This window comes from Okeania sp. SIO2F5, from assembly GCF_010692685.1.
GTDB classification, from domain to species: domain Bacteria; phylum Cyanobacteriota; class Cyanobacteriia; order Cyanobacteriales; family Microcoleaceae; genus Okeania; species Okeania hirsuta.
In genome coordinates, this window is sequence record NZ_JAAHGU010000095.1 from 11,518 (window position 1) to 28,708 (window position 17,191).

16 protein-coding genes and 1 pseudogene are annotated in these 17,191 nt (G+C 35.6%); 11 read left to right on the forward strand and 6 right to left on the reverse strand.

All coding sequences use genetic code 11. The features are described 5' to 3' along the window. The 3 genes from rnc (F6K27_RS23105) to rnc (F6K27_RS23110) all read left to right on the forward strand — a co-directional run. Positions 1-546 (forward strand): ribonuclease III (gene rnc, locus F6K27_RS23105; RefSeq protein ID WP_353736050.1); only part of this gene is annotated, 546 nt, incomplete at its 5' end. Positions 547-563: 17 nt separating this feature from the next. Next, positions 564-686: a putative dsRNA-binding protein gene (locus F6K27_RS33935; RefSeq protein WP_353736051.1), complete on the forward strand. Its 123-nt coding sequence runs from the start codon at positions 564-566 to the stop codon at positions 684-686. Between the two features lie 29 nt (positions 687-715). Continuing rightward, positions 716-1,414 carry a ribonuclease III gene (rnc, locus tag F6K27_RS23110; RefSeq protein ID WP_287278491.1) on the forward strand — a complete coding sequence of 233 codons (699 nt, stop codon included), beginning with the start codon at positions 716-718 and terminating at the stop codon, positions 1,412-1,414. Between the two features lie 323 nt (positions 1,415-1,737). Here rnc (F6K27_RS23110) and F6K27_RS23115 read toward each other — a convergent pair whose 3' ends face one another. From F6K27_RS23115 to crtH, 3 genes are all read right to left on the reverse strand, one after another. Next, positions 1,738-3,627, reverse strand: a complete 1,890-nt coding sequence (locus tag F6K27_RS23115) for an SBBP repeat-containing protein (protein WP_287278493.1) — start codon at positions 3,625-3,627, stop codon at positions 1,738-1,740. A 1,084-nt stretch (positions 3,628-4,711) separates the two neighbouring features. Beyond that, positions 4,712-5,776, reverse strand: a complete 1,065-nt coding sequence (locus F6K27_RS23120; RefSeq protein ID WP_287278494.1) for a sulfurtransferase — start codon at positions 5,774-5,776, stop codon at positions 4,712-4,714. A gap of 445 nt (positions 5,777-6,221) precedes the next feature. After that, positions 6,222-7,772 carry a carotenoid isomerase gene (gene crtH, locus F6K27_RS23125; RefSeq protein ID WP_287278496.1) on the reverse strand — a complete coding sequence of 517 codons (1,551 nt, stop codon included), beginning with the start codon at positions 7,770-7,772 and terminating at the stop codon, positions 6,222-6,224. Positions 7,773-7,997: 225 nt separating this feature from the next. On the opposite strand from crtH, the gene upp reads away from it, so the two are divergent. The 3 genes from upp (at position 7,998) to F6K27_RS23140 (ending at position 9,988) form a co-directional block, all read left to right on the forward strand. Beyond that, on the forward strand, positions 7,998-8,648 hold the full coding sequence (gene upp / locus F6K27_RS23130) for a uracil phosphoribosyltransferase (RefSeq protein ID WP_287278498.1): 651 nt from the start codon (positions 7,998-8,000) through the stop codon (positions 8,646-8,648). Positions 8,649-9,252: 604 nt separating this feature from the next. Continuing rightward, a complete protein-coding gene (locus F6K27_RS23135) occupies positions 9,253-9,576 on the forward strand; it encodes a hypothetical protein (RefSeq protein WP_287278500.1) in 324 nt (107 codons plus the stop codon). A 130-nt stretch (positions 9,577-9,706) separates the two neighbouring features. Further along, a complete protein-coding gene (locus F6K27_RS23140) occupies positions 9,707-9,988 on the forward strand; it encodes a YggT family protein (protein ID WP_124144827.1) in 282 nt (93 codons plus the stop codon). 88 nt (positions 9,989-10,076) lie between these two features. On the opposite strand, the gene F6K27_RS23145 is transcribed toward F6K27_RS23140, so the two are convergent. The 3 genes from F6K27_RS23145 to sppA all read right to left on the reverse strand — a co-directional run bounded on the left by F6K27_RS23145 (position 10,077) and on the right by sppA (position 12,087). Beyond that, positions 10,077-10,535, reverse strand: coding sequence for a hypothetical protein (locus tag F6K27_RS23145; RefSeq protein ID WP_287278502.1), 459 nt, complete (start codon positions 10,533-10,535; stop codon positions 10,077-10,079). A 318-nt stretch (positions 10,536-10,853) separates the two neighbouring features. Then, positions 10,854-11,231 (reverse strand): chorismate mutase, encoded by a 378-nt coding sequence (gene aroH, locus F6K27_RS23150; RefSeq protein WP_124144829.1) that lies wholly within the window; start codon positions 11,229-11,231, stop codon positions 10,854-10,856. Between the two features lie 37 nt (positions 11,232-11,268). Next, a complete protein-coding gene (sppA, locus tag F6K27_RS23155; protein WP_287243025.1) occupies positions 11,269-12,087 on the reverse strand; it encodes a signal peptide peptidase SppA in 819 nt (272 codons plus the stop codon). A gap of 391 nt (positions 12,088-12,478) precedes the next feature. Here sppA and F6K27_RS23160 point away from each other — a divergent pair, with 391 nt between their 5' ends. The 5 genes and pseudogenes from F6K27_RS23160 (at position 12,479) to F6K27_RS23180 (ending at position 16,920) form a co-directional block, all read left to right on the forward strand. After that, complete coding sequence (locus tag F6K27_RS23160; RefSeq protein ID WP_287278504.1) at positions 12,479-13,552, forward strand: DMT family transporter; 1,074 nt, start codon at positions 12,479-12,481, stop codon at positions 13,550-13,552. A gap of 569 nt (positions 13,553-14,121) precedes the next feature. Continuing rightward, positions 14,122-14,260: pseudogene (locus F6K27_RS23165) on the forward strand (IS1 family transposase); the annotation flags it as partial. Continuing rightward, on the forward strand, positions 14,257-14,412 hold the full coding sequence (locus F6K27_RS23170; protein WP_287243027.1) for a hypothetical protein: 156 nt from the start codon (positions 14,257-14,259) through the stop codon (positions 14,410-14,412). The pseudogene F6K27_RS23165 and the gene F6K27_RS23170, both read left to right, overlap by 4 nt. A gap of 1 nt (position 14,413) precedes the next feature. Beyond that, the gene (locus F6K27_RS23175; protein WP_287243028.1) at positions 14,414-15,484 is read left to right on the forward strand and encodes an acyl-CoA dehydrogenase family protein; all 1,071 of its coding nucleotides are present in this window, start codon (positions 14,414-14,416) and stop codon (positions 15,482-15,484) included. 104 nt (positions 15,485-15,588) lie between these two features. Then, the gene (locus tag F6K27_RS23180; RefSeq protein WP_287278506.1) at positions 15,589-16,920 is read left to right on the forward strand and encodes an aminotransferase class I/II-fold pyridoxal phosphate-dependent enzyme; all 1,332 of its coding nucleotides are present in this window, start codon (positions 15,589-15,591) and stop codon (positions 16,918-16,920) included. Positions 16,921-17,191: the final 271 nt, after the last annotated feature.

A 17,191-nucleotide genomic window follows, 5' to 3' on the forward strand; every position in this document is an offset into this window, starting at 1 on the left:
ATGACAAAGAAACTACCTGAATTTAAAAATCCTGAACTTTTAAAACAAGCTCTAACCCACCGCTCTTTTTTAAATGAAAATTCTGGAGAAGAAGATAACGAAAGTCTCGAATTTCTGGGGGATGCTGTGTTAGGTTTCCTAGTAGGAGAACTACTCTATAGACGTTATAAAGAAGAATATGATTTAAAACCTAAAGAACTGACTCGTCTCCGTTCACTTTTAGTAGATGAAAAACAATTGGCAAAATTTGCAACTCAACTAGAAATAGGTGAATTAATGCGCCTTGGTAAAGGAGCAGAAAAAGATGGAGGTCGTCAAAACCCGGCCTTACTTAGTGACACTTTTGAAGCAATAATTGGAGCCTTTTTTCTAGACTCAACTTTGACGAAAGTTCGCCCTTTTGTGAAAAAACTTTTTCAACCAGTTGCAGATGAAATAATTTTTTCAGACAATGATTTAGTAGATACTAAAGCTAAATTTCAACAGTGGGCATTAGAAGAAATTAAAAAATTCCTAGATATGAATCTAATAAATGCGGTGGTTTAGACGATAAACCTATTTTTTTGTCTCAAGTATTTGTGGATAATACAAAGTATGCTCAAGGTGAAGGAGGTAGTAAAAAAGATGCAGAAAAACTTGCTGCTGAAAATGCCCTAGCTAAATTGAAACAAGAAGGATTAATATAGACGAATCTCAATAAATGTAAGATTGGCAAATGACAAAGAAACTACCTGAATTTAAAAATCCTGAACTTTTAAAACAAGCTCTAACCCACCGCTCTTTTTTAAATGAAAATTCTGGAGAAGAAGATAACGAAAGTCTCGAATTTCTGGGGGATGCTGTGTTAGGTTTCCTAGTAGGAGAACTACTCTATAGACGTTATAAAGAAGAATATGATTTAAAACCTAAAGAACTGACTCGTCTCCGTTCACTTTTAGTAGATGAAAAACAATTGGCAAAATTTGCAACTCAACTAGAAATAGGTGAATTAATGCGTCTTGGTAAGGGAGCAGAAAAAGATGGAGGTCGTCAAAACCCGGCCTTACTTAGTGACACTTTTGAAGCAATAATTGGAGCCTTTTTTCTAGACTCAACTTTGACAAAAGTTCGTCCTTTTGTGAAAAAACTTTTTCAACCCGTTGCAGATGAAATAATTTTTCCAGATTCAGAAAGTGATGCACAAACAGATGATTTAGTAGATACTAAAGGTAAATTTCAACAGTGGGCATTGGCAAAATTTGGAGAAAATCCTAAATATGAATCTAATAATGGAGAAGGTCCAGACCATGCCAAAATATTCACTGCTGAAGTTAGAGTTAAGGGAAAGTTATATGGTGTTGGAAAAGGTCATCGTAAACAAGAAGCTGAAAAACGGGCCGCAGAAAAAGCTCTGAGAAAAGTAGGATTAATTTGAATAAAAAATATGAGTGCATCTCAATTTTGAATAAAGCCAAAAATTTATCGCTTTTAGGCAACAGACAACAGGCAACAGGCAACAGGGAATATATAGGAAAAAAGTATTTTTGCAAATATTGAGATGCACCCAAAAATATGGGGCAAAAAAACGGCGTTGCTGAATTAGTTTATGATATTAATCTTAATTAGGGTTTGCTGAATAAAGTCTTTTTGTTAGGGTAGGCAGTAGTACGAAGTCAACCCACCCCTAACCCCTCCCAGGAGGGGAAAAAAGAAGGGGTAATTATTAATTATTAATTGTTGAACCCTATGTCTATCAAATTAAGCAACTGCTTGACGTCCTTCAGTTTGACCAAACCGAATATAATGTTCTAACCCATTGATAAATAAACCATTTGCCACTGCATCAGCAATTACTGGGTAAGTGGCCAGATAAAATTCTTCATCAAAAGCAAACTGAGGCGATCGCCCTTCTAAAAAACCAAATTCTAACCAATGTTCAAACCCGTTATTAAATAAACCATTTGTCACAGCATCTGCTACACCGGAATTTTCTAGCAAGTAAAGATTTTCGTTGAAACTGCTAGGAATATTGGGAAAGGGAATATTTGGAGGTTGACTACTAGAGTTTAGTTTCGCAACAAAAATATCGTTCGCTGTACTACTACCACCTGGAATAAATTCAGGAAAAGCAGTGGAGTTGCTGGAACCAACAATATAAGCATTACCAACTTCATCTACTGCAATGTCATTGCCAAATATACCCAAATTATTGTTGGTCTCAAAGGAAATTGAATATTCTACAGTTCCACCATCGTTAGATATTTTTCTGACAAAAGCATCGGCAAAATTATCGTTACCAATAATATAAGTATTACCGACCCCATCAATATCAAGACCCTCAATAGACTCAAAATTTGCTCCACCTAAATAAGTCGCATATCCAACAGAGCGATCGCTATTAATTTTCATTAAAATTCCATCACTTTCACCCCCAGCAAAATTATCTTGCAAAGCATTAACAGTGGGAAATTCTCCAACTGGGGGTACTACTGCATCACCTCCGATAATTTGACTACCGGAAGATCCTCCTACATAAATGTTGCCCACTTCATCTACGGCAATGCTATTACCAGTATCTCCATCTACCGCACCATAGTAAGTGGAAAAAATTAGGTCGCTACCGTCACTATTAAGTTGGGTAATGAATATATCTCGGTCCCCACCTAAAGAATTTTGTACTGCATTTTCAGTGGGAAAGTCAACGGAGCGAGTATCACCAGTTATATAAGTATTGCCACTACTATCTATAGTAATATCGTTACTTACCTCCGTATCATTTCCACCAAATAAAGTTGAGTAGATTAACTGACTACCATCAGTAGATATTTTACTGACAAAACCATCACGATTAAATTCATTAATTAAAGTATTTTGTAGGGCGTTTTCTGTGGTAGGAAAGTCGCCAATACCAGTAAGAGGAACTATGGGAAAACGGAGTAAAGCACCTGTATCTCCTGTTATATAAACATTGCCATTATCATCTACAGCAATACCACTACTAAAATCGTTATCTTGCCCACCTAAATAAGTAGAATATTCAATATTAGTACCATCATTAGATAGTTTAATTACAAAAGCATCTCCTAAAAATTCACCCCCACCATAGGTATTTTGTAAAGCATTTACTGTCGGGAAGTCAACAGAATTAGTATTACCTGTGACGTAGATATCTCCACTTTCATCTACTTCAATATCTGTACCAAAATCATCACCACTTCCACCTATATATGTAGAATAAATCAGAGTTCCATCAGGAGAATATTTAGCAACAAAAGCATCGCCAAAACCAAATTCATTACCTCCAGCAAAGCTATTTTGTACAGCATTTGCAGTTACTGTAAAATCTATAGAGTTGGTACTACCTGTAATGTAAATATTGCCTTCTTCGTCCGTAGTTATGCCTCGTCCATCTTCAAAATTACTGCCTCCTAAAAGGTCAGAATATTCTATATTTACGTTATTATTTGAAGGAATTTGGGAACCGAAATTTAACCCTGGGTTACTAATCAAAACTATATCATTATTTTCTGGGAAATTTTCCACTGGAGTAATTACATCTGGAGAAACTTCTATTGGTGGTGGCGGTGGAAAATCTGGAGGTGTTAATGTTATCTGTGACTGTTCAATTAGAGAGTTTAATTCATCCATAATTAGTACTAAATTAAATTCAAAATTTACTGAGAAATTATTTTGGTTATTATACAATAATTATTTCTTAATACATGGCTAATTAGTCAGTATTATTACCGATTATTTTATCTAAATATTAGATATAGCAATTCCCATATTGTTGAGGTACAAAATTCCTTTGTTGCGCGGGAGTAGGAAATAGCAAAGAAGAAAAACAACTATACCTCATACCAATTTGAAAAAAGAATGTTACTAATAATAAGTGCAATAAAAAGATTTTGTAGAAAATGTCCCTTTGACAAAAAAGAGAATTTCCAACCTACAAACTGGTACTAAATATATTCATTCTGACTCCTGAATTCTGAATTCTGTTTGCGGAGCATTCCGTAGGAAATTCTCAGAAATACCCTAGCTATTTGTAGGAAACATTTATAAAATTGGTATCAGTAACTTGAAAAACATTATATTATTCAATTTCATCTCTAAAAACTTAACCATTAATCATTGATTTTTTTATTTTGAACCTATCCCACTATTTTTACAGCATATTTCGGGCAAATGAGGTATAGGGTAAATGATGAAAAAATTGTAGTGCGGGCATCTTGCCCACTCCGGGGTGTACCTCATAACAACGGCAAGCGCTTTAACAAGTTTATTTGTTTAAGTAATACCAATTTGAAAAAAGAATGTTACTAATAATAAGTGCAATAAAAAGATTTTGTAGGAAATGTCCCTTTGACAAAAAAGAGAATTTCCGACCTAAAAATTGGTATTAAATCTATTCCCATACGGCTTCTGAATTCTGTTTGCGGAGCATGACAAACGGAAATTCTAAAAAATACCCTAGCTATTTGTAGCAAACATTTATCAAATTGGTATAAAATGTGTTTGAAAAGCTTAATTTTTCGTTTTTAACTCTCAAAATATTTAGGGTTTTTAGCAAAAATTTTATTACTGAAATAGTTTTTTTTGATTTTGAATTTAATACAAATTCTCAAAAGTAATACTATACTTATGTGACACTTCAGTTATTAAATAATTAATACAGAAAAAGTCCCTTTTTGTTAATTAGCAGCTCAGTTAATGTTAATTATTCTTCTGTTTATTTCTCCCTCTCCGCGTCTCCGTGTCTCCCCTTCTCCCTGTCCTCAATAACCCCTACTCCCTCTTTTCTGGATTTTTCCAAAGGATAAATATCTGCACTACTCGCCGACCATTCCCACATAGAACCAGAGTAATTTTTCACCTTAAATCCCAAATCTTTCAATACAGAAGTAGACCAAGCAGAACGTACACCACCCGTACAATAAGTAACAATAATTTTATCTTTTGTAATTCCCTTTTCTGCCAACATTTCTAAAATTTTATCCCGCGATAATAACATCCCATTATTATCTAACCAATACTTAAAATAGATATGAATTGCCCCTGGAATATGACCCCCACGTTGTTCTCCATAAGGTGTTTTTCCAGCATATTCTTGTGGCTCCCTAGTGTCAATAATTACCAGATTATCTTTTCCTAAACTTGTTTTTAATTCATTCTGACTAATATGCCAATTTTCATTCTGATTAACCACAAAATCTCCTCTAGGTGGAGAATTATTTTTCGTAAACTTAACTGTAGGAAAACCCCCTTTAACTAAAGCAGTAAAACCTCCATCTACTAAAAAGGATTTTTGATGACCTAAAGTGCGTAACATCCAAACTATTCTGCCATCCTCTCCCCAACCATTTATGGTATTACCAAACACTATTACTGGTTTGTGATTAAAAATGCCTATAGCTTGTAATTTTTCTGTCAAAACTTTGTCATCTGTAAGTAATTTTCCTTTAAATGGAGATTGAGACTGAGAAAATTCTTGCCAACTTATACAAGTTGCGTTTAACAAACTTTGAGGATTCAATATTTTACAAGAACGAGCATCTAAAATTGTTGCTCCTTGTGCAACTAATTCCTGAGCTTGAGCAGAGCTAATTATCCATTTATTTTTGATTATTTGTTGGGGAAATTCATTAATGACAAACTGAGAATCAATAGATTGATTTTTGATTATATTGGTAGTTTGAATAAAACTGGATACCGCCAATGTAGAAATTAATCCCAATATCATTAATCCTATCAGTGCAATAATTTTAACTGTATTTAAATTGAGGGGATTAAACATACAGCAATTTCCTCATTAATAAATTATGTAGTGGCGTAACACGCCTAAAATATTGCAATACTAGGGGGGGGTTCTGCGCTATTCTTAATTGCTCAACATTAAATTTAGATGAACGCACCCCACACCTTTTAATCTTTTGTATACAAACAATCTCTTAAAAAATTATGTATATCATATTTTATGAGAAAGGAAGAAAGAAAAAACATTAAAGTAAAAAACTTTATTTTCAATCTTCCCTTGATCTTTAATTACTGAATTATGAAGATTTAAAGCCTCTATTTTTAAGGATGAAAAAGAAAAAAAATATTTTAGTAAACTCTCTTCTTTTAAGGAGAATTAATTATCTTTTCTGTAGTGGGTTTAATACCCAACCGTCTACAAAGTGCTTAAAATTGTTTGGGGTTTAATCCATAAGCAATTTTTCCTTCTGCCTTCTGCCTTAAAATCATCTTTTTTTTAATCCTAAATCAACAGCAACTTTATGAGCGCAGGCAAAACCAGAAAATGCCACAGCATTTAAACCTTGACCAGGAAATGTACTATCTCCAACACAATATAAACCAGGTATTGCAGTACGATTAAATGGCATTGCTAATAGACCTTTTAACTTACGACTAGGAATAGGTCCATAAGTGCCATCTTCACGATTTAAAAATTTTTGATGGGAACGAGCTGTTCCTACTTCCATATAATCTAAACCAGCATCTAAAGCAGGAAAAATATTTTCTAATCTATCAATAACTCTCCCCGCAGCTTCTTCTTTTTTTGCTTCATATTCTTTGATACTTAATCCTTGCCAATCTTCTATATAACAAGGTGTAAAACTATGAACAATATGATAACCTTTTGGCGCTAAATCTGGGTCTAAAAGTGTAGGAATAGAGACAAAAATAGTACCTTCTGCATCCTCCATTTTCTCCCAATTTTCTAAGAGAATATGATGACATTCTGTACCTTCTGGAAATACGGAAGCTTCTACTCCTAAATGTAAACTTAAAAAACTTGGTGACTTTTGATAATTACTGCGCCATTTTTTCTCACTTGACGGTATCTTTTCTGTTGGAATTAACTTGCCAAAAGTATCCCATCTCGTCGCATTAGAAATAACCCGTTTACCTCGATAAACCTTTCCATTAGTTAACTTCACTCCTACCGCTTTTCCCTTTTCAATAATAATTTCTTGAACCCGAGATTTATATCTAATTTCTCCCCCTGTTTTCTCCAAACCTTCTACCAATTTTTGAGAAATTTTACCCACACCACCTTTAGGATAATTAATACCACCATAATGCCGATCGGAAAACACCATTCCAGCATTAATCATTGGTGTTAAATCTGCCGGCACTACTGACCAACAATAACATTCCATATCAATAAACTTTAATAATTGTTTATCGCTAATATATCGACGTGCAACATCACCTACATTTTGGGGTAAATACTTCAATAAACCTAGACAAGAACCAGGATTTTGAAAAAATGATTTGGAGAGATATTTTAATTCTTCTAGAGATAATAACTCCATAGAATTGAGATAATTAAACACTGTCCAACATTCATCATAAAATTGACGAATTCCTTTTTTTTCATGGGGAAATATTTGAGTTAACTCTTGGATAAACTTTTCATATTCTTGGTGAACTTTTAACTCTAAATTATCTGGTAGATGATAATGTATTTGTACGGGGTCGGGGATTGTTTCTATGCTAACATTTACCGCATCTAAAGCACGAGTCAGTAAATTTGTTGTACCTTTTTTACCAAAACCAAATATCATTGATGCACCAACATCAAATGTGTATCCCTCCCTCTCAAAATAACCAGAGCTACCACCAGGAATAGTATAACTTTCTAATACTATAACCTTGCCTCCTTTAGCTGCAAGTTGAGTAGCTGTAACTAAACCACCAATACCAGAACCGATAACTATTGCATCATATTCAAGTATTGGAGGAAATTTATCAGTTAATGACTGAGATGCAGGAGAAATTGTCATAGTAACACCTTTGAAAATTTGCTAGATTTCAGTGTAGCGCTTATGATGTTAATAGTGTTTGACTTGAGTCAATCAAAGTTTAGTAGTGGCGTGACAAAGCGGTCGAGGGATGGCGAGGAAACCTGCGCCATATCCAATCAACCAAGAGAAATAAAGTTCAATATTTCAAACCTCTGACTTTAACTAGAGGTACTAATAACTGATAACTGATAGCTGATAACTGAAATGACTATGCAACTTCGTGTTTATGTCCCACCTCATCCTTTAGTAAAACATTGGTTAGGCGTAGCTCGTGACATAAATACACCCTCTGCTCTATTTCGTTCTGCAATGACAGAATTAGGCCGATGGTTAACCTATGAAGCAATTCGAGATTGGTTACCAATAATAGAAACAACAGTACAAACTCCTTTAGCTGAATGTCCTGCTACTTTTGTTAATCCTCAAGTCCCTGTCGTAGTAATACCAATTCTCCGAGCTGGTCTAGGATTATTAGAAGGGGCGCAAACTGTTTTACCTTTGGCATCCATCTATCATCTGGGAATAGTTAGAAATGAAGAAACTCTCGAACCTAGCTGTTATTTGAATAAACTGCCTCCCCAGTTTGCCCCTAATGCTCGGGTTTTGATTTGCGACCCAATGTTAGCTACTGGTGGAACAATTATGCAGGCCATGACTGAATTAACTGAGCGTGGGGTTGATGTTGCTTCAATCAGAATTATTTCTGTAGTAGCTGCTCCTCCTGCTCTACAAAAGTTGAGTGTTAGTTATCCTGACTTGGTTGTTTACACAGCAACTATTGATGAGGTTGTTAATGATGTTGGCTATATTATACCAGGTCTTGGCGATGCTGGCGATCGAACTTTTGGTACTTAAGTTATATCAAATCCGGTGGGGTTGCACATAGAATCTGGTTATATAATATATATATCCAATATTAACGAAGTCAGAAATCAGAAGTCAAAAGTTATTTTTGTCACGGGGATTTGAGCAACTCTCCAAAAATATTTTCCCTTAAAAGGCGGGGTTTTAAACCCAATTATTTTGATAAAAAATCAGATCAATTATCGCACTATTATTTATCAATTCTTTCCCTCTACTCCCTACTCCCTTTTTTGGAGGATATGTTTAATATCTGTTGATAATTCTATAATTACTTCAATATTTCATCTTCCCTACTCCCCCACTCCCCCAAGGCTAATTCTTTGTCGTCAGAGAATATTTACAACCCTATATTTTTTTGAGATCCTGTGCTTCCCACAGTCCCCGCACTCCCCACCCCCCTCCTTTTTTCTCTGGTGACAATAAATTGACCCTGCCCCACTCCCCTACTCCCAACTATATAATAAGTATTCAACGGGATTTTATATTACTGGCCACTTGAAGCAAATCAAAATTAATTTATTTTTGACATTCTATTAAGAATATGCTAGATTGTAATGATTAAAGATTAACATAAACGATTAGCTATTTGCTAAATATGAGTAATAGAGATGGTTTTGCAAGTGGTTTGATTGCAGGAGCAGCAGTAGGCGGCTTGGTTGGTGGGTTATTGGGAATTTTAGTAGGAGCAAGGGTATCTAATGATGCAGATGAGGCAGAAAATTTATTAGAGATTCAAGATACTGAAAAACAAAAAGCCATAAAAGAATCAGAAATTATAGAAGAGACTCGTCAAACCTTGGAAGGTAAAATAGCCCAATTGAATCAAGCAATTGATGAAGTGCGCCAACAAATAAATGGTGTTAATGGAAGCTTGACAAAATCTGGGCGATCGCTCTCTGAAGAATCCTCAAATTATTAAGAATAAATCTAGATTTTATGAAATAGATTTTATATATAGCCCAGAATGAAAGATGAATAAGGCAAAGCTGTGTTAAAATAGACTTTAATATCTATGAATGAATTTTTGTAGTTTCAGAATAATAACACTTATGAATGCCTCCATAGGACTACTAGCACAAACTTTAGGAACATTTGTACAAATATATTTAATTTTAATGTTCATTAGGATCTTATTAAGTTGGTTCCCTAATATTAACTGGTACGATCCACCATTTTCTGTATTGAGTCAATTGACTGATCCTTATCTAAATATATTTCGTTCTATTATTCCACCCTTGGGAGGTATAGACTTTTCTCCCATAATCGCTATATTTGCTCTCCAGTTTGTTGCTCAAGTTTTGACTGGGTTACTAAATGGCTTGGCTTATTAGTATCTATCAATATAGTTTTCTTTTAAAAAAACTTTGAGGCAGATTGAAAAAAGATATTAATTCTGAGAACTCAACCTGCCTTCAATAATTAAAACCCATCAAATTCTTCAATAGTTTGCCACCGAACTTTATGAGAAAAGCCAGATGATTTAAACTGTTTAAGTCTCAATGGAGTAGGCAGATTTGCTGGTATGGAAACTCTAATTTCAAAATCAGTTACACCTGGGGGGACTTCTTCAATTGACCCAAGTCTTGTACGATTTTCCATGACATTATTGTTATCCGCGTCATAAATACGTCCATACACATCAGCATCATATAAAGTTTTATCAGAAGCATTTTTGGCTTTACCACCGATAATAAAGCACTTAGCTGCCATACTAGAACCACTGGAAATCATTCCTTTTTCTAAACTAGAGGGACATTCTTTGTATTCTAGGTCGTATAGTTGAACTGGAATTGCTGCCAAGGCAGTGCTAGTCCAGAGCCAAGTGACTATGGCAACAAGGGTAGATATCACAATATTGGAAAAAAATGGCGCTCTCATGTAATAAAAATTTAGAGTGAGAATTATAAGTAACTCTAGCTTATTTTCTGAAAAGGTTATCAAAAAAAAATGAGTATAGTGAAACTAAGCAGCTAAAATAACCCTTGAATATATTGGTTATAGTCTGTCTTAATAGTTTGCATTAACGTAACGTTGGGTAGAAAAAAATCCGTAGCAGACTATTGCTATTTCTTTTCTTTTGCAGGTTTAATACCCCACAGTCACTTGCAATACTTAAAATTGCTTGGTGTTATCAGATACGGAGTGGCTGATCGTTGACTATCCATAAGCAACTCTGACTTCTGCCTTCTGCCTTATTCAAGCTTTTTGCCAGTCAGGCCTCAAATTTTTTGCCCCTCGCAAATAGGTATGAACAATTTTTTTGGCCTGAGTTTCTGGCATATTCACATGAATCAAAAATCTAATACAACGTTCTAAACTACCTTCAACGTGCATCTGCTGCACATCTAATAAAGGTACATTATTCCAGTTGGGACGTTGGCGGGCGATCGCAGCAGGAAAAATAGCATCTAAGTCACGAGTCACAGAGAAAGTCGTACTAATAATTTGGCCTGGTTCGATTTGATTATGGTTCTCTAGCTCATCTAGTAGTTCCGTTACTGCCTCTTGAATAGCTTCTTTTGAGTTTTCTGAGACAGTAGTTGCCCCACGAATTGCTTGAACTCGCCACACCACACCAAAATCCTCCCAATCAACAACTTTTTATTTTAACTTAAGGTCGATACAGCCACAAAGGTAAACCATTGGTAGAAACTTCAAATTCTACCCAACTTTGAGCTGCCGACAGTTTTGATGATACCTGATTATTACCCAAAACTCGATTTACTAGAGATTTTGGTTTTTCGAGAGTACAACTCTCCGTCTTCTCTGGGTCTAATTTTATCAGTTCACAAAGCCATTTACGGGCATCTTCTTCAGTACCTAAACGGTCAACCACACCTAATTCTAATGCCTGTTCTCCTGTAAAAATTCGGCCATCTGCAAAACTTCTGACAGTTTCTACAGCTAAATTTCGCGCCTCAGCCACTATTTTGACAAATTGCTGATAACTATTATCAATCAAGTCTTGGAGAATTTGCTTCTCTGGATCTGTCATTTCTCGGTCGAAGGCTAATATATCTTTGTATGGACCAGACTTTACTACTTTAAAAGAAACCCCTACTCTTTCCAAAAGACGTTCTATATTGTTGCCTCGCAAAATCACCCCAATACTACCTGTAATTGTCCCAGGATTAGACACAATATGTTGAGAACCCATGCCGATATACACGCCCCCAGAGGCTGAAATATTGCCGAAGCTAGATACAATTTTGACTTTATCTTGCAAATTTTTCAGGGCATTGTAAATTTCGTGAGAGTCAGCAACAGTACCCCCGGGACTATCTATTCTCAGTAACAGACCCGGAAATTTTCTTTCTTCTACTGTTTTCAGTGCTTCTAAAACTCGCTTTCTGGTGTCGCTCGCGATGACACCATTAATTTCAATTCGGGCAATTTGTTTACGATACCGAGGCTTAAATGGCCAAATCATACTTTTATTCAGTCAAAAGTAAAATTTAATTATAGCACAAATTATCTGAATTTATTTAGTAACATATTCAACTTAAATTGTCAACAAAGATAATATTTAATGAATATTTGGAAATTTTGCCTTATTATTAATTCATTAAATTTAATAATAGATACTTCTATGAAAAATTGTTACAATTTGTAAATAAAGTTTTAATATTAAAATGTATAAAATAATGACCAAAAAATAGGGTCAATAGTCTCCCCTTGGCTGCGCCACGAGCTGTCGCTCTACAAGGGGACAGAAAAATTAAACTTCAGTATTTCGGTGCCTCTGATTTACCTAGGTCATGCTGCGCAAACAGCGGTCGGTACTGATAACTGATGACTGATAACTGATAACTGAAATTACTATGCAGCTAAAACTGACTAACTCAAAACTCCCCTTTGCACCACTGTTACTAATTGCTCCCTTTTTCTTCTGGGGAACTGCAATGGTAGCTATGAAAGGTTTTATTCCTCAGACAACGCCATTTTTTATGGCAGCAATGCGTATATTGCCAGCAGGTATATTATTGTTACTGGTAGGAATGATTCAGGGAAGACCTCAACCACAAGGAAAAATAGCTTGGTTGTGGATTTTATTATTTGCCTTGGTAGATGGTGCTTTGTTTCAGGGGTTTTTGGCTCAAGGGTTAGTCAGAACAGGTGCTGGTTTGGGTTCGGTGATGATTGACTCCCAACCTCTGGCAGTAGCTATTTTATCATTGTGGTTATTTCAAGAGAGAATTAGATTTTGGGGTTGGTTAGGGTTAGGTATTGGTGTTTTTGGTATTAGTTTAATTGGTTTGCCCGATGAATGGATCGGGAATTTGCTGCATCCAGAAACAATAGAAGCATCTCTAGGAATAGATGCACTGTTTCAAAGTGGAGAATGGTTAATGTTATTAGCATCTCTATCTATGGCAGTAGGAACAGTATTAGTGCGTTGGGTTTGCAAATATAATGACCCAGTTATGGCAACTGGTTGGCATTTGATTTTAGGTGGTGTTCCATTACTTGCTCTTTCCGCTGGGTTTGAGTCTGGGCAGTGGGTTAATATCGATCAATATGGTTGGATAGCTATGGGTTATGCGGCAATTTTCGGCAGTGCGATCGCCTATGGTTTATTCTTTTATTTTGCTTCTTCTGGAAATCTTACGAGTTTAAGTGCTTTAACTTTTCTAACTCCAATTTTTGCTTTATTGTTTGGCAATTTGTTTTTAGGAGAAGTTTTGAGTTCGCTACAGTCAGTGGGAGTGGGTTTAACTTTAGTTAGTATTTATTTGATTAATCAACGGGATGTATTAGCTGAGAAGTTGAAATTGAGGAGTTCAAAACAAAAAGATGTTTCAAATACCACTACAGGCAAATTATTGAAACAGTCTCAACAGGAAGCAGTTGAAGTTAAGGTGCCAGTTGGAGTTGAAATATCAGAGAAAATTTAACTACAGTGGTTTTAATTTGGGTAGACCATAGTAGGGATTATTTCCTGGGTTATGCTCGGCAAACGCGAATCATACCTAGAAAATTTTAGTTTTGACTTGAGGTCATCAATATGAAAACCGCTGTAAGTAGATTATAATCAAGTACTTGTTTATAGTTGGACTTGTTGATCAAAAAAATAAGTGCTTTAGGAACTAAAGCACAACTACTAGCCTAATTATACTGAAATTAGGTGTTGCACAATAGAGAATGATATTCTAGAATTTTATTGAGAGATGGATTGCTATCTATGTAAATCTTGAATTTATCTTACAGCGCTTTTCAAATTGATGAACCACATCTTCACAAGCAAAACCTTGTAAGGACGTTCCATGGAATGTCCCTACTGTGGTCTACGCAAATGAAAACCGCTGTAACCTGATATGTCCATATTTCTAAGAGAGTATCCAGATTTGTATTAGGATCTGGACAGTACAAAGTTCTTAGTGGAAAAAATGACGTTGGTGAATTAAGGTATGATTTGAGAAAGGAGCGATCGCGATCTTAGGCAGAAAAATTATGGAATGTCCAAATGGATAAATCAACTAACATCAATAAAAATAGCCAAAAGAAAGGAAAGCAAAACTATATCTGTGTAGAATGTGGTTGTCAATTTATTGATGGCGATGAAACTTATAGAGGTTATAGTGATGAACTCTCCAGATAAATGCTGAAAAATGTATGTAAATGGTATGGGATGCTTCAATTAAGACCTATTCAAAGTCTGTCAAACTGCTTGAAGGCTGGCATTTGCCCAACTGTTGTTGATGATCGCAGCGCGATCGCTCTGGGCATAACGTCAGTTCTATCACAAACTTTATAAAATGACAATTTCACATCTACTCAAGACAACTAAAATCTATCTAGAAACCGATGTTTATCCCCGATCAAATGAAATCGATTTTTCTCCAGAGTTACTTTATCAAGCCTTAGACGGCTTAGGTAAATTAGGAGTATTAACATTACGTGTCTCCCAACAGTGGGGTGGAATAGGAATGACTTCAGAAACCTTCGTTCAATTTCAGGAATTAGTCGCACGATATTCCGGCGCATTAGCTTTTTTACAAACTCAACATCAAAGTGCATCCGCCATGCTGATGCAGAGTTCAAACACTCAACTTCAGGAGGTTTATCTTCCCAAAATGAGTGATGGAAAAATAAAAATCGGGGTGGGTTTTTCTCAAATCAGACGAACAGGAAATCCAACCATTACAGCGATTCCAGTTGAAGGGGGGTATCACATCAATGGTTACGTTCCTTGGGTGAGTGGATGGCAAATTTTTGATCAATTTATTGTGGCAGCAACCTTAGCGGATGGTCAAGCTGTATTTGGTTTAGTTCCGTTTCAAAATAGCGAACAAATTTCATTCAGTCAGCCCATGTCTCTGTGTGCCATGACTTCAACCAATACCGTTACTGCTACACTCAATCATTGGTTTTTACCCGCAGAAAAAGTTGTTTCAATTCAACCCATAGATTGGATTCATCAAAGGGATCAAAAAAATGCATTACCAGCCAGTTTTTTAGCCCTGGGCTGTGCTAAAGCTGGGTTAGATATTCTGGAAACAGTTTTTGAACAAAAGAAATTTATCTTTATTCAAGATGCGACAGAATTACTGAATCAGGAACTGAATCAATGTCGTGCAATCATTCAAAAAGCCCAACAGAATTCTAATCTAGATATCGACCAAAAATATCAACTCCGAGCGTGGGCAATTGATTTAGCCCTGCGATGCGCTCATGCTGCTGTTACGAGTTCAAGTGGAGGTGCTAATTTAAGTCATCATCATGCCCAAAGAGTTTATCGAGAAGCATTAGTTTTTACAGTTTCTGGTCAAAATCAAAGTCTAATGGCAGCAACTCTCAATCGATTAAGTCGGCAGTCATCACTTTAATAGCTGATTTGTAAAGAGAATTTAAAGCCGACTCGAAGACAGACTGGCTTGCCTGTAATATAGATGAGACTAATAAACTTTACTATTAAGGAATTTCCGGGTTTATGAAATCACGTTCAACAGAAGAGTATGAATTATTTAGAAAACTTAAACGCTATCAAGGTCAGGTTGATCTGGGTCATTCAGATGCCCCAGAATATAAGAAGAAAGATCTAATGGTAGAAATGGAGAATTTATATGCATCTTACCCTGCCCAGTATTTAGTAGATTCTCATAAGGTAACTGTCCCAGAAAGTCTTGCTCATCTAGGTGCAGAAAAGATTTTTGGATTAATTCCATCTTTTCCTAAAGTTGATCCAAAATCCGTAGTTATTTTCCCTAAGACTTCAACAATTCTTGTTAAAATGTCTATTTTAGCATCCAAAGATAGATTATTACGGATGGGAGGAAATGTTAAACCTATTACAGTCATTTATCCAGAAGGTAACTTTCGCTACAACCATAATATAGATATATTTTGTGGCACTACTCGGCATGTAGTAGAAGTTTGTACCTCGAGTTTTAAGATTAAGCCAGACAAATTGGAAGAAGTAATTTGTACTGCCAAAAAGAATGGATATATAATTGCTGCTTTTATACTGGAAACCCCTAATAATCCCTGGTGCCAAATTTATAGTCCAGATGAGTTAAAAGAATTAGCCGAGGTCGCGCATCAACATAATATCCTAATCATTAATGATCTTTATTTTTCAGGAACTGAAGCAATAGAAAATGACCAAGTTTCAGTAGCAAGTGTGAGTAGTCGCTCAGATTTAGTGATCACGACCTGTGGAATGCGAAGACAATTTGGAATTGACGGTATTGGCAAAGTAGGTTTTTTGACCAGTCAGAATGAGGAGCTTGTGAAGGACATTAAGCGCTTTGTTGTTGCAGCACATATTCGTTACACCAATGCCGAGGTACTTACAGCTTCTTGGGCTCTAAACAAAAGAAACTTGAATCATCGTGAAGAATTGAGAAAAGAGTTAGAGATATTGAGGGCTAATGCTGAAGCTTTTCTGATGACTTCTGATTTCTTGGCTATGGGAATGAAGATTATAAAAAGCAGTTGTGCAGGGCCTTTTATCAATATTGGGTTTAACTCAGAACTAGAATCTAGGATGAAGATTTTAGGGATAGCGGATAGTTATAAATTGGGTGAATATTTTTCTCAAATTGGAAAGGTTACACTTTTACCTTTAAGCTCAATGTTTACCAATAAAATTGGCTTTCGGGTAAACGTGACAAATACTTCGGAGTATAAAGCAGGATTAGCCTGTATGCATGCTACCATTGAAAAGATTAAGAAAGGAGTTTCTTATCTTTCTTTAGAGACAGAAATCAATCAAGAATATGAGATGTTGAGACAAGGTTATCGTCCTTGGGAAGGGATCTAGGTGTGAAAGTATGGCGGTTCAGATATCGATGATATACGATAGAACTCTACTCTGTAATGGCTGTAGCAACCAGTCAATCTACCAAATTATTAACAACTGCTTTTGTTCCCAGAGAATATAAACTCCACTGAAAAGTATAAAAGTCAGGACTTACGCAAAGACACTATATGTAGCGTATGCCAAATAGAGCGATCGCCTGAACAAAAACATTATTATAACTAATAGAAAATATAAGCTAATATAATTAATTCTAGCTCTATGATATGTGGCT